Origin of the sequence: Acidovorax sp. GW101-3H11 (assembly GCF_001633105.1) — a bacterium.
GTDB lineage: Bacteria > Pseudomonadota > Gammaproteobacteria > Burkholderiales > Burkholderiaceae_C > Acidovorax.
Window position 1 is genome coordinate 326,720 of record NZ_LUKZ01000001.1, and the last position, 12,454, is coordinate 339,173.

Consider the following 12,454-nt stretch of genomic DNA (forward strand, 5'->3'; position numbering starts at 1 on the left):
GATAGAGAACTTCTTCGGCAAGCTCAAAGAGTTCAAGCGCATCGCAATGCGCAGCGACAAGACGGACACCAGCTTCTCGGCCGTGATCTATCTTGCGGCTGCTGTCATCAACTCCCGTTGATTCTCAACAGACCCTAGTGCCCAGCCATTGTTTGCGCGTGGTGCCCAGCCGAAAACGCTGGCGGAGCCGACGTCAGCGCAGCCCCAGCCGCGTGAGCTTCTTGACCAGGCCCACGCGCGAGATGCCCAGGCGGCGGGCGGCTTCGGACTGGTTGCCGCCTGCGGCGGCCAGGGTGTCGCGGACCATGCGGGTTTCCAGCTCGGTCAGGGCGGCGTCCAGCGGGCCGGTGCCTGCGGGGGCTGGGGCGGTGTCTGCGCCGGGTGCCGGGGCCTCGGCCGCCATGTCGCCGCTGGCCAGTTGCAGCAGGGGCGCGTCCACCTCGCGCTCTGGGGGCATCAGCAGCGCACCGGCGGATTCGACCACCGCCTTCAACTCGCGCACATTGCCGGGCCAATCGCGCGCCATCAGCCAGGCCAGGGCGTCGGCCGACAGCCGGGCGCTGTGCGCCACGCGGTGCAAAAAGCGCGTAGCCAGCAGCGGGATGTCGGCGGGGCGTTCTGCCAGCGACGGCGTGCGCAGCACCACGCCCTTGAGGCGGTAGAACAGGTCTTCGCGGAAAGTGCCTTCGCGCACCATGGCCTCCAGGTCGCGGTGTGTGGCGGCCACCACGCGCACGTCGGCGCGCTTTTGTACGCGGCCGCCCACGGGCACAAAAGTGCCCTCCTGCAAAAAGCGCAGCAGCTTGACCTGCATGGGCGGCGGCATTTCGCCCACTTCGTCCAGAAACAGCGTGCCGCCGTGCGCGGCCTCCACCAGCCCCGCCTGGTCGCGGTAGGCGCCGGTGAAGCTGCCTTTCATGTGGCCAAACAGCTCGCTCTCCAGCAGCTCGGCTGAGAGCGCGCCGCAGTGGATGGCCACAAACGGCGCGGTGCGGCGGGCGCTGTGGGCATGCAGTGCGCGCGCCACCAGCTCTTTGCCGGTGCCCGTGGGGCCCAGCACCAGCACACTGACCTGGGTGGGCGCCACGCGGCGCACCAGCGCGCGCAGCTGAACCGTGGCCGCCGCCTGGCCCACCAGGCCCATGTCGTCCAGCCCTTGTGCATCCAGCGCCTGCCCGGCCCGCAATGTGGCCAGTTCGCCATCCAGGCGGGCCTTGTGCAGCCCGCGCGCCACCACAAACCGCAGCATGTCGGGGTCGATGGGTTTGGTGAGGAAGTCCCAGGCGCCCAGCTCGGTGGCGCGCAGGGCCAGCGCATGGTCGCCATGGCCCGTCAGCACCACCACGGGCACGGGGGCAAAGCGTGGAATCAGCTCCAGGCCGATCTCGGGGTCCATGTGCGGGGGCATGGCCAGGTCCAGCAAGACCAGCTCGGGGCGGCGCTGGGCAAAGGCGGCCAGGGCCTGGTCGCCATCGCCCGCCAGCGTGACCTCGTGGCCCAGGTTGCGCAAGAAGGCGCCGCCCAGGCGCTGGAAGGCGGCTTCGTCGTCCACCAGCAGCACATGGCCGTGGCCTGGTGCGCTGGTGATCTCGGAGTCACCCGCGCTGCTCTGCGCAGCAAGCGGGGCTGAAGGATCGTGGAAGGATGGGTTCATGGGGCGGACGAGCGGGGAAAGCTCAGCGTGAAACAGGTGCTCCAGGGCGCACGCTCGGTCAGCGCCACCGCGCCGCCGTGGGCCGCCATGGTGCGGGCCACGATGGCCAGGCCCAGCCCGGTGCCGCCGGGGCTGCGCGAGGCAAAGGGCTCGAACAGCCGGTCGCGGATTTCGGCGGGCACGCCGGGGCCTGCGTCGCATACATGCAGCAGCACGGTGGTGGCGGTGGTTTCGGCGTCGATGTGCACGTGGCTGTGGGTGCGGGCGGCCGCCGGGCCCTCTGCATCGTTGGCGGGGGCGGTGGCCATGCGCGCGTTTTCGAACAGGTTGGTCAGCGCCTGGTCCACGCGGCGCGGGTCGGCCTGCAGCCACAGTGGCTCGCTCAGCCCCGGCCCGAAGCTCACATCGGGCAGGCGCAGGGCGGCATTGCGCACCTGGGCCGCCAGGTCGATCGTGCTGGGGGCCAGCTTCCAGGGCTTGGCAAAGTCCAGCAGGTCGTGCGTGAGGTGCGCAATGCGGGCCACCTGCTCGGCCACTTCGCGCCGCGTGTCGCTGGGGGCGGCCGCGACCGCCATGGAGATGATGTTCAGCGGGTTGCGGATGTCGTGCGCCACCGTGGCCGCCAGGGCGCCCAGCTCGGCCAGGCGGGCCTGCAGCTGGCGCTCACGCTCGCGGGCGGCAAACTGCTGGGCCTGCTCCACACGCTCGGCGGCCTCGGCCACCACGGTGCCAAACAGCTCGGCCACATGGCGCGGCCCGGGGGGCGCGGCGTCCCAGCCCTGCAATGACACGGCCCAGCCCTCGCTGGCACGGCCACACACCAGCTGTGGCGTGCTGCTGGCGGCGGGCGGGGCATCGCCAATGTGGACCTCCACCTGCGTGCCGGTGCGTGCGCTCAGCAAGGCGGCGGCCTGTTCGCCCAGGGCCTGCGGCGTTTCGGCCGACCCCAGCGTGCGCCGCCAGGTGGCCAGGTCAGCGGCCGACACATCGGCGCCTGGGTACACCAGCCGCTCGGCCACCCGCCGCACGGGGCCGTTGAGCGCGAGCACACTGGCCGCCACGGCCAGGCCGCCGAGCCAGCGCGACTCCAGTGGCAGCAAGGGCGTGAGCGCCACTACAACCAACCCCAGCGCCAGCAGCAGCGCCCACACGAGGGCGCGGCGCGCCCAGGCGTTGGCCACAAACACCCCGTAGCGCAGGATGCCGTACACCAGGATCAGCGAATAGAACGGCAGGCCCAGCAGCGGAAACGGGTAGACCGGCAGATCGAGCACCGCAATGCCATAGCCCGCCAGGCACAGCAGGCCCCACAGGCACGACGCGGTAACGGCCGCAATTTGCCGGAACTTCTGCCCGTCGCCCAGGCGGCGTGCGCGCAGCAAGGCATGCAGCAGCACCCACACCCCGCCGATGCCCAGGATGACCCAGGCCATGCTGGCCACCATGCCCACCGGGTCGGCCACCGCAAGCCAGCCAATGTCGCGGTGGTGGATCAAGTGCCCGGGCACCAACAGGATGGAAACCACCGAGGCACCGCCGCCCAGCGCATAGGCCGCCGCCACGCCCCAGCGCCCCAGGTCCACACGGCAGAACACGGTGCAGAAGTGAAAGAACAGCGCCGACGTGAAGGGCGCCGTGGCCAGCAGGCGCATGGCCACCGGTTCCGTTGCAGGGCCGACCCAGTTGGGCAGCTCGTTGCCCACCATCCACAGCGAGATGCCGGTCAAAAACGCGGCCAGCAGGCGCGCGCCCGCCACGCGGTCGGCCCAGGCGAGCAATAAAGCCGCCAGCACCAGGGTTTCGAGCACCGAAAACCCAAGGACGGCGTGGATCAGCATGCAAGAACCAATGGGGTGGGAGCGCTGCGCATGGCGGGGACCTGTTCCTGGGGTTAACGGTTTGGGCTGCGCGCACTGTAAACCAAGTATGCAGGTCTGCAGGCGAATTCCAATGAAATCAAGCACTTGCAGTGCATTGAGACCCTGGCCCGGGTTTCGCAATAGAGAGTGCAACCGCCACTCTTGCCCAGCCCGCCATGTTTGCCCTTTTCAACCCCGCCCCTCGCCCTTGCGATGCCCCCCTGGCCCACCCTTCCCCCGCGCTGGACCTGCGCGCCATGGTGGGCGCCGCAGCCTGGGCGCGCCTGCCCGCCGCCGTGCAACGCCGCTTTGGCACGGCCCACGCCGATGTGGCCTATGAAGGCCAGATGGACCTGCGCTGCTCGCGGGTCGGCCATGTCTTTGCCGCGCTGACCCGGGCCTGGGGAGGCCCGCTGACCCACATCAACACCACCGCCCTGCCCGCCACCGTGTGCGTGAGCGACAACGGGCGGGGTGGCGTGGTGTGGGAGCGCTGCTTTCACACCGGCACCGACAGCGGCGCGGGCCGCACCGTGCGATCCACCAAGGAACTGGGCCCCGATGGCCGCCTGCTGGAGCGCACCGATGGGGGCCTGGCCATGTCGCTGGAGGTGCTGGAAGAAGACGGTGCGCTGGTGTTTCGCAGCCGCCGCTTCTGGTGGGTGCGGGTGCGGGGGCGCCTGCGCATCCCCGTGCCTGCCCTGCTGACCCCGGGCACCTGCCGCGTGGCGCACACCGACCTGGGTGGCGGGCGCTTCCGCTTCACGCTGAGCATGGTGCACCCCTGGTGGGGGGAGACCTTCCACCAGTCCGGGGTGTTCACCGACCCCTGCACCGAAGACGCCAGCCCTGACTATTCTTTGAACGCACTTTGAACAAGGACACCCGACCATGAGTGCCATGACCCCCGTTTTTATGCTGCTCTCCGTGCAGGCCGCCATGGGCGCGTTTGACAACTGGTGGCACCACGAGCTGCAGGCCCGGCTGCCGCATCGCCCATCGGCCCGGTATGAACTGGCGCTGCATGCGGCGCGCGAGGCGATTTATGGTGTCGTCTTCTTCGGGCTGGCCTGGTTTGCGTGGCATGGCGCCTGGGCAGTGCTGATTGCGGCGCTGCTGCTGACCGAGCTGGGCATCACCCTGGCGGACTTTCTGGAAGAAGACCGCACCCGGCGCCTGCCCTCGCTGGAGCGGGTGCTGCACACGCTGCTGACCATCAGCTACGGCCTGTTCCTGGGGCTGATGGCGCCCGTGCTGTGGGGCTGGCTGCAGCAGCCCACCGCCCTGGTGGTGGCGCCCCATGGCTGGGTGTCGTGGCTGTTTACCGCGTTTGCGCTGGGGGTATGGGCCTGGAGCGTGCGCAATCTGCGGGCCGTGTTGCGCCTGCGGCGTGCGGCAGCCTCAGCCCCTGCAGCCCAGCCCCAGGCTGTGCCGGGCGACAGCCAGCACCACACCGCCCCCGCCACGCTGGTCACCGGCGCCACAGGGTTTGTGGGCAGCACCCTGGTGGCGCAACTGGTGCAGGGTGGCCAGCGCGTGATCGTGCTGACGCGCGATGTGCTGCAGGCCCGCGCCAGCCTGGGCCCGGGCGTGTGGGCGGTGGACACGCTGGACGCGATCCCGCCAGAAACCCGCATCGACGCCGTGGTCCAGCTCGCCGGGGCGCGGGTGCTGGGCATGCCCTGGACGGCTGCGCGCAGGCGTGTGCTGCTGGCCAGCCGGGTGGACACCACCATGGCCGTTGTGGCGCTGATGCGGCGCCTGCACCACCGCCCCCGGGTGCTGGTCAGCGCATCGGCTGTGGGGTTTTATGGCGCTTCGCCCAACGCGTCGATGGAGCCGCTGCATGAAGCCGCGCCACCGCGCCCGGGCGAGTTCCAGTCCGACCTGTGTGCTGCCATCGAGCACGAAGCCCGGCGCGCCGAAGCATTGGGTGTGCGCGTGGTGCGGCTGCGCCTGGGGGTGGTGCTGGGCCACGGCGGCGGTGCCTACCCGCTGCAGGCGCTGAGCGCCCGCCTGGGCCTGGGCGCCGTGCTGGGCCACGGCCGCCAGGCCGCGCCGTGGATTCACCTGGCCGATGCGCTGGGCCTGATTCGGTTTGCGCTGGCACGCAACGATGTGCAAGGGCCCATCAACGCGGTGGCGCCCGGTGCCGTATCGCAGCGCGGCTTTGTGCAGGCCCTGGCCGCGTCGTTTGGGCAGCGCGTGTGGCTGGCCATGCCCGCCGCCCCTTTGCGCTGGGCACTGGGCGAGATGTCCACCCTGCTGCTGGATGGGCAGAACGTGGTGCCCCAGGCGGCGTTGGCCCTGGGTTACCAGTTCGTACACCCCGATCTGCCTGGCGCCTTGCGGGATCTCGCGGCACCTCGCGCAGAGGCTGGCGCCCAGTGATGCCGTGGCTGGGTGGCTTGCTACGGCGCCCGGCCCCACCCCAGCGCCACATGCTGCAGCAGCATGATGGTCTTGCCGTCCTGGATCGCGCCGCTGGCAATGCCCACCAGGGCATCGGCCAGCGGCATCTCGATCACCTCGATGTCTTCGCCTTCCCCTTCCAGGCCCCCGCCGCTGCGGATGCGGTCGCCGGGCTCGTATTCGGCCACGAAGAAGTGCAGCTTCTCTGTCACCGATCCCGGGCTCATGTAGGCCTCGAACACCTTGCGCGGCTGGCGCACGCGGTAGCCGGTTTCTTCCTCGGCCTCGCGGCGGATGCAGGTTTCGGGATCATCGCCATCGAGCAGGCCTGCGCAGGTCTCGATCAGCAGGCCGTCCGCGCAGCCGTTGAGGAACGCAGGCAGCCGGAACTGGCGCGTGAGCACCACCATGCTGCGGCGCGGGTCGAACAACAGCAGCGCGGCGCCGTTGCCCCGGTCGTAGGCCTCGCGGCTCATCGTCTGCCATTGGCCGTCGCGCCTGCGCAGTGAGCAGGTGACCTTGCGCAGCACATACCAGTTGTCGGAGAGCACCTGCACATCCAGCAGCTTCACGTGTTCGGTGCGGGCGTTCAGCTCGGCGATGGGGACATCGGGCACGGGGCGGCTCATGCAAGGCTCCCTTCGGGCTGGCTTGGGTGGCAACGCACGGCAGGCGCCAGCGTGAAGGCAATGTGGTCGGGTGGTAAGTGCACGGTTTTGATAAATTGAATTTACGCAATATCATGCACAAACATGCAAATTCGTGCAATCTCCTTGTCTAGCCGCTAATGCTGACCACCCAACGCAAACAGCTCCTGCTCGACCGCCTGCGGCAGGACGGCCAGATCGTGGCCAAGGCCTTCAGCGAGGAGCTGGGCATCTCGGAAGACACCGTGCGGCGCGACCTGCGCGAGCTGGCCGCCGAGGGCCGCTTGCAGCGTGTGCACGGCGGCGCCCTGCCCGCCTCGGCCGCTGTGGGCAATCTGCAGGCGCGCGAACAACTGGCCCCCGAAGACAAGCGCGCCCTGGGCCGCGCCGGGGCCGCGCTGGTGCTGCCTGGCCAGGTGGTGATCCTGGACGGGGGCACTACATCGCTGCAGGTGGTGCAGCACCTGCCGCTGGACTTGCGCGCCACCGTGGTCACGCACAGCCCGGCCGTGGCGGTGGCGCTGGCTGGGCACCTGCAGATCGAGGTGCTGGTGCTGGGCGGCCGGTTGTTCCGCCATTCCATGGTGAATGTGGGGGCCAGCGTGGTCGAGGCCGCTGCCCAGTTGCGGGCCGACCTGTACCTGATGGGTGTGACCGGCGTGCATGCCGAAGCCGGACTGACCACGGGCGATTTTGAGGAGGCCGCCGTCAAGCGCGCCCTGCACCAGCGGGCGGCAGAGACGGTGGTGCTGGCCTCGCTCGACAAGCTGGGCACGGCATCGCCTTTCAGCGTGGCCCCCTTGCGCGCACTGGCCGCGCTGGTGGTGCCCGCCTCCACACCACAGGCGCTGCGCAAAAAGCTGCAGGCCGCTGGCGCCAAGGTGGATGTCGCGGCGGCCTGATCAGCGCGCCCCATCCCCCGGCCGCAGGTGCGCCACCAGCGCCGCCGCAAAGCCCGTCAGCACCGCCCCCTTGCGCACGCAGATCTGCAGGTCACGCTGCGCCCAGGGCTCGTCCAGCTCCACCAGCACCGGCGGCTCACTCAGCCCCGCCACCTGCAGGGCCGCGCCCCGGGGCACCAGGCCGATGCCCACGCCCGCGCCCACCATGCGGCACACGGCCTCGAAGCTGCGCACCTGAATGCGCACGTCCAGGTGCCGCCCCAGCGCGGCGGCCGCGTTCATCGTGAAGGTGTGGATGGCCGAACCCGCGTGCAGCATCACAAAGGCCTGGTCCAGCACCTCGGCAAACCCCACATGGTCGCGCGCTGCCAGCGCATGGCCTGCGGGCACGATAAGCACCAGGCGGTCTTGCCGGTAGGGCACCAATTCCACCCCTGCGCCCGTGCCGCTGTCCGCCAGCACGCCCACCTCGATCTCGCCGTTGGCCACGGCGACCACAATCTCGGCGCTGGTGCGCTCCTCCAGGCTCACGCTGACCTGGGGGTGCCGCTTGAGGAAACCCGCCAGGTCGTCCGGCAAAAAGGTATGGGTGGCGTGTGTGTTGGCCCACAGGCTCACATGGCCACGAATGCCGGTGGCAAAGGGCGAGAGGTTGGCGTGCATCTGTTCGATGCTGGCCAGCACCTGGCGGGCGTTGCGCAGCAGGGCCTCGCCCGCGCGGGTCAGCGCCACACCCCGCGTCTGGCGCTCGAACAACGAGGTGTTCAGCGCCTCCTCCAGCCGCCGCAGCCGGTGGCTGGCCGACGACGGCGCCAGGTAGGCACGCGCGGCGCCGCGTGTGAGGTTGCGCTCTTCGGCAATGGCGACAAACAGGCGCAGGTCGGTGAGGTCGTAGTGCAAGGCGGGCTCCTTGTGTTCGCTGAATACGAACGCATGGTTGCAGGATCAGCAATTGTGCCCCGCAGCATATGGGCGCAGGATGCGAGCCATCCAATAGAAAGCATGCAAATCGTTCGGCCCAGCCGCATGAAATGCTCGAACCCACTCCATGCCCTGGAAAAACTGGTCCTCCGAACGCCTTGGTCTTGCCCTCGCCATCCTGGCGGCGCTGGGCTTCTCCTTCAAAGCCATCTTTGTGAAGCTGGCCTACGCCGTGCCCCAGGCGGTGCCGGTGGATTCCGTCACCCTGCTGTGCCTGCGCATGGCGTTTTCTGTGCCCGTATTCGCCTGGGTGGGCTGGCGCGCCAGCCGCCACCTGGCGCCGCTGAGCGGGCGCGACTGGCTGGCCATCGTGGCGCTGGGCCTGCTGGGCTACTACGGTGCGAGCATCCTCGACTTCATCGGCCTGCAGTACATCACCGCCAGCCTGGAGCGGTTGATCCTCTTCACCTACCCCACGCTCACCATCCTGATCGGTGTGCTCTTCATGGGCAAACGGGCATCGCGGCGCGAGCTGGGTGCGCTGCTGCTGTCCTATGCGGGCATTGGCCTGGCCTTTGCGCACGACCTGCATGTGGCTGGCGACACGCGGGCGGTGCTGATCGGCGCGGGCTTTGTGTTTGGCTCGGCCGTGTCGTATGCGTTCTACCAAGCGGGCAGCGAGCCCGCCATCCGGCGCATGGGCGCGGCGCGTTTCACGGCGCTGGCCATGCTGGTCTCCACAGGCGCCACGCTGCTGCATTTTGTGGTGTCGCAGCCTGTGGGAGCGCTGGTGCAGCCTGCACCGGTCTACCTGCACGCGCTGGGCATGGCTTTGTTCTCGACCGTGTTGCCGGTGTTCATGACCTCGGCCGCCATCCGCCGCATCGGCGCGTCCAAGACCGCGCTGATCGGCACGCTGGGCCCCATCCTCACCATCTTTTTTGGCGCATGGCTGCTGGGCGAGCCCTTGTCCGCCTGGCAACTGGGGGGCGCCGCCCTGGTGCTGGCGGGGGTCCTGCTGATCAGCAAAATCAGCATTCAAACAGGCCTTTTGCGCCTGATGGACAAGACTTTGTTGCTATATAAAAAGTAGCAACATATCTTCTGCACTCAACCCCCCAGGCAAACAAGGACGCAAAAAAAGCCCGCACGGGGCGGGCTGTGGGCCGAGCGCAGAAGCCTTTATCTCAGGCGCGCGGAACGGGTGCGCCGGAGTTCACGCACAGCGCCATGTTCAGTGCCTTGATGGCGGTCTTGTAGTCCTCGCGTTCGATCACGAACTGCATGTTCACCTGGCGCAGGGTCTGCGACACGCAGTTCACGTTGACCTGCGCATCGGCCAGTGCCTGCGCGGCCTTGGCGAGCACGCCGGGGATGCCGATGTTGGAGCCGATGGTGCAGACGATGGCACTGGGCTTGATCGTCACGACCTGGTAGTCCTTTTGCAGCTCGGCCACCAGCTCGGGCGTCACCTGGCTGTCCCACATCAGGTGTGCGATGGAGTTGGCGTTGGTCGCCTTCAGGATGTAGCTCACCTCGTGCTTGCAGAACACGTTCATCAGGCCCGCGTCAAAGCCCACGGTGCCCACCATGCTGGGGTCATGGATCTCGATCAGCGTGACCTTGTCGGTGCCGGTCACGATCTCCACGCGGGCGCGCTCGCCCACGAAGTCCTTGGTGATCAGCGTGCCGGGGTGGTCGGGCTCGAAGGTGTTCTTCAGGCGGATCGGGATGCCAGCCAGCTCCATCGGCTTGGCGGCCTTGGGGTGGATGGCTTCCATACCCACATCGGCCAGCTGGTCGGCCACGTCGTAGTTGGTGGCGCCCACCACGATGGCGTTTTCCAGGCCCACCAGGTTGGGGTCGGCGGACGAGAGGTGGAATTCCTTGTGGATCACAGCCTCGGCCGGGCGCACTTCCACCGCAATCTTGCTGAAGGTGACCTCGGAATAGCCCCGGTCGAACTCGCGCATGATGCCCTCAGTGCCCTTGGTGTAGCCCGTGGCCACCACCACCTTGTCGCTCAGGTCCAGGCCCTTGAAGCTGTGCGCGATGCGTTCGTCAATGGTCCAGGCTTCGTTGTCGTCAAACCCGGCCAGGTCCATCAGCACGGCCTTCACGCCGTTGGCCTTGAGGATCTCGACCGAGTTGAACGCACTGTGCGATTCGCCGATGGAGGCCAGCACCTCACGCGCGGCCAGCAGCACATCGTGGCGGCTCAGGTAGCCGCTGGCAAGCACGTGCTGCATGGCGCTCAGGTACTCGCGCGCTTGGCCAATGCGCTGGTCGATGAAGGCATCGGCCACATCCAGCGGCAGGCCCAGGTCGGCATAGCCCGCGTTGAGTTTCTTGAGGCTGGTCGCCAGGTTGACCAGCGCATCCTGGTAACCCTTGCCCTCGGCAAACAGCGCATAGATGCCACGCTCGCCCGTCTTCTTGTGCTCCAGCAGCTGGTTGGTCACGCCAGAGTAGGCAGACACCACATAGATCCGGCCATAAATGCGCTTGGGATCGTGCAGCATGATGTGGCGCAGCACATCGCCAAAGGCGGTCATGGAAGTGCCGCCGATCTTCTCGACAGAGATCTTGGAGTTTTGAACGTCTTGCATGGACTGACAGGCTCAGGGGAGCTAAAAAGTTGGAAAGCCGGACGGATGTTCTGCCAAGGGCTCAGCGGCAGGAAACCCTCTATTTTCCACGACTTTTGCCGGGGTACTTTGACGTGGGCCTGAAGGGCGAAGCCCTCGGCATGTACGGGGTCGAGGCCTCTACGCTTTACCGGGCCACCGCATCCGCCTCGGCCTCAGGCCACAGCTTGGGAAACAAGAAGCGCAGCGCGTGCTGCGGCAGCCCAAACCGCACCTTGCCTTGCGGCGAGTCGGACTTGAGCAAGCCGCGCCGCACCAGCGCGCCCAGCGCATCGGTAGCGCCCCGGTCGCTCATGCCCAGCATGGACTTGAAATCGCCGCGCGCCATCTCTTCGCCGCTCAGAAACAGGTAGTGCAACCCGCGCAGGGACTCTTGCCGGACGCCTGATTTTTCTACCGTGGCTTCGAACACCAGGCAGGCGGCAATGCGTGCCTTCAGGGTCTCGAAGTCCAGCATGTCGGCCATGAAGCCCACCTGGTCCAGGCAGACATCCAGCACATAGTCGCTCCAGGCCACCAGAGCCTGCTCGCTCAGGTTGCCGCGCCCGTCCAGGTCGCCCCGGCGCGGGCTGTCGGCGTCGGCCAGCAGCGCGTAGTAGTGATCGGTGCTGCGCGCGAAACCCCGCAGCGGCGACCACAGCCCCCCGGTGTAGCCCAGCGCACTCAGCAAGGTATGCGTGTGCAACCGCATGACACGCCCATTGCCATCCACAAACGGGTGCACCCAGCCCAGGCGCTGGTGCGCACACGCCAGGGCCACCAGCGCTGCCTCGCCCCGGCGCACGCTGCTGTAGCAAGATGCCCATCGCGCAAGAAACTGCGGCACGCTGGACCATGCTGGCGCCACATGCTGCCCCACCTGCACTTCACGCTGGCGCAAGGCGCCGGGAACAATGGGTTCGTTCTCTGCCGTGACCAGATCGGCGGCTGGCGAGCGGCCAAACAATGCGCCATGCAGCACCTGCACCGCGTCCACCGAATACAAGGCCTGCGCGCCCTCCAGCCCGGCATAGCGCTGCTCCAGCGCCTGCTCTGCCTCAATGTGCGCCACGGCCAGGCGCTGCTTGGCAGCCAGCACGGCATCTTGCGAAAAGTCTTGGCGCAGCGCCTGCTCGATCTCGTGCGGGCGCGTGTGCTGGCCCTCGATGCGGTTGGTGTAGTACGAGTTCATGCTGCGCAGCAGCAGGCGCAGCTCGGGCGGCACCCGGGTGCCTGCCAGCAATGTGGCGGAGCGCGACAGATCGTGCGCCTTGGCTAGGGCGTGTCATCATTCGGAGCCAGACAAAGCTCTGGGGTTACAGCCTCTCACGCCAGCCACACCATGGAGGCAGCCAAGTGAATCGCCCCCAGGAAGTTGCAGGCGGTCTTGTCGTAACGCGTGGCAATGCCCCGGTATTGCTTCATTGCTTCA

At 68.1% G+C, this 12,454-nt stretch carries 10 protein-coding genes and 2 pseudogenes; 5 read left to right on the forward strand and 7 right to left on the reverse strand.

The window, feature by feature from the left end; all coding sequences use genetic code 11:
• Positions 1-121: pseudogene (locus A1D30_RS26300) on the forward strand (IS5/IS1182 family transposase); the annotation flags it as partial.
• 72 nt (positions 122-193) lie between these two features.
• Here the strand turns inward: A1D30_RS26300 and A1D30_RS01415 are convergent.
• Together A1D30_RS01415 and A1D30_RS01420 are read right to left on the reverse strand one after the other, a co-directional pair.
• Positions 194-1,654 (reverse strand): sigma-54 dependent transcriptional regulator, encoded by a 1,461-nt coding sequence (locus tag A1D30_RS01415; RefSeq protein ID WP_082836253.1) that lies wholly within the window; start codon positions 1,652-1,654, stop codon positions 194-196.
• On the reverse strand, positions 1,651-3,492 hold the full coding sequence (locus tag A1D30_RS01420) for a sensor histidine kinase (RefSeq protein ID WP_063459023.1): 1,842 nt from the start codon (positions 3,490-3,492) through the stop codon (positions 1,651-1,653). Before A1D30_RS01420 ends, A1D30_RS01415 begins: the two co-directional genes overlap by 4 nt.
• Before the next feature lie 197 nt (positions 3,493-3,689).
• On the opposite strand from A1D30_RS01420, the gene A1D30_RS01425 reads away from it, so the two are divergent.
• Entirely contained in the window at positions 3,690-4,388 is a 699-nt protein-coding gene (locus A1D30_RS01425; protein WP_063459024.1) for a DUF4166 domain-containing protein, read from the forward strand.
• A gap of 16 nt (positions 4,389-4,404) precedes the next feature.
• A complete protein-coding gene (locus tag A1D30_RS01430) occupies positions 4,405-5,904 on the forward strand; it encodes a TIGR01777 family oxidoreductase (protein ID WP_082836254.1) in 1,500 nt (499 codons plus the stop codon).
• Positions 5,905-5,924: 20 nt separating this feature from the next.
• Here the strand turns inward: A1D30_RS01430 and A1D30_RS01435 are convergent, their stop codons facing one another.
• The gene (locus A1D30_RS01435) at positions 5,925-6,554 is read right to left on the reverse strand and encodes an NUDIX domain-containing protein (protein WP_063459026.1); all 630 of its coding nucleotides are present in this window, start codon (positions 6,552-6,554) and stop codon (positions 5,925-5,927) included.
• Between the two features lie 158 nt (positions 6,555-6,712).
• Here A1D30_RS01435 and A1D30_RS01440 point away from each other — a divergent pair, with 158 nt between their 5' ends.
• A complete protein-coding gene (locus A1D30_RS01440) occupies positions 6,713-7,474 on the forward strand; it encodes a DeoR/GlpR family DNA-binding transcription regulator (RefSeq protein ID WP_063459027.1) in 762 nt (253 codons plus the stop codon).
• Here the strand turns inward: A1D30_RS01440 and A1D30_RS01445 are convergent, their stop codons facing one another.
• On the reverse strand, positions 7,475-8,374 hold the full coding sequence (locus A1D30_RS01445) for a LysR substrate-binding domain-containing protein (protein ID WP_063459028.1): 900 nt from the start codon (positions 8,372-8,374) through the stop codon (positions 7,475-7,477).
• Between the two features lie 148 nt (positions 8,375-8,522).
• On the opposite strand from A1D30_RS01445, the gene A1D30_RS01450 reads away from it, so the two are divergent.
• A complete protein-coding gene (locus tag A1D30_RS01450; protein ID WP_063459029.1) occupies positions 8,523-9,488 on the forward strand; it encodes a DMT family transporter in 966 nt (321 codons plus the stop codon).
• A gap of 94 nt (positions 9,489-9,582) precedes the next feature.
• Here the strand turns inward: A1D30_RS01450 and A1D30_RS01455 are convergent, their stop codons facing one another.
• From A1D30_RS01455 to A1D30_RS25110, 3 genes and pseudogenes are all read right to left on the reverse strand, one after another.
• Positions 9,583-11,004, reverse strand: a complete 1,422-nt coding sequence (locus tag A1D30_RS01455) for an aspartate kinase (protein WP_063459030.1) — start codon at positions 11,002-11,004, stop codon at positions 9,583-9,585.
• A 166-nt stretch (positions 11,005-11,170) separates the two neighbouring features.
• The gene (locus tag A1D30_RS01460) at positions 11,171-12,265 is read right to left on the reverse strand and encodes a Fic family protein (RefSeq protein ID WP_242421752.1); all 1,095 of its coding nucleotides are present in this window, start codon (positions 12,263-12,265) and stop codon (positions 11,171-11,173) included.
• Between the two features lie 83 nt (positions 12,266-12,348).
• Positions 12,349-12,454: pseudogene (locus A1D30_RS25110) on the reverse strand (IS5/IS1182 family transposase); the annotation flags it as partial.

Coding starts and splice junctions, on each gene's coding strand:
- A1D30_RS01415 (WP_082836253.1), bottom strand. CDS start 1,654: ATGAACCCATCCTTCCACGATCCTTCAGCCCCGCTTGCTGCGCAGAGC.
- A1D30_RS01450 (WP_063459029.1), top strand. CDS start 8,523: ATGCCCTGGAAAAACTGGTCCTCCGAACGCCTTGGTCTTGCCCTCGCC.
- A1D30_RS01455 (WP_063459030.1), bottom strand. CDS start 11,004: ATGCAAGACGTTCAAAACTCCAAGATCTCTGTCGAGAAGATCGGCGGC.
- A1D30_RS01420 (WP_063459023.1), bottom strand. CDS start 3,492: ATGCTGATCCACGCCGTCCTTGGGTTTTCGGTGCTCGAAACCCTGGTG.
- A1D30_RS01430 (WP_082836254.1), top strand. CDS start 4,405: ATGAGTGCCATGACCCCCGTTTTTATGCTGCTCTCCGTGCAGGCCGCC.
- A1D30_RS01435 (WP_063459026.1), bottom strand. CDS start 6,554: ATGAGCCGCCCCGTGCCCGATGTCCCCATCGCCGAGCTGAACGCCCGC.
- A1D30_RS01425 (WP_063459024.1), top strand. CDS start 3,690: ATGTTTGCCCTTTTCAACCCCGCCCCTCGCCCTTGCGATGCCCCCCTG.
- A1D30_RS01440 (WP_063459027.1), top strand. CDS start 6,713: ATGCTGACCACCCAACGCAAACAGCTCCTGCTCGACCGCCTGCGGCAG.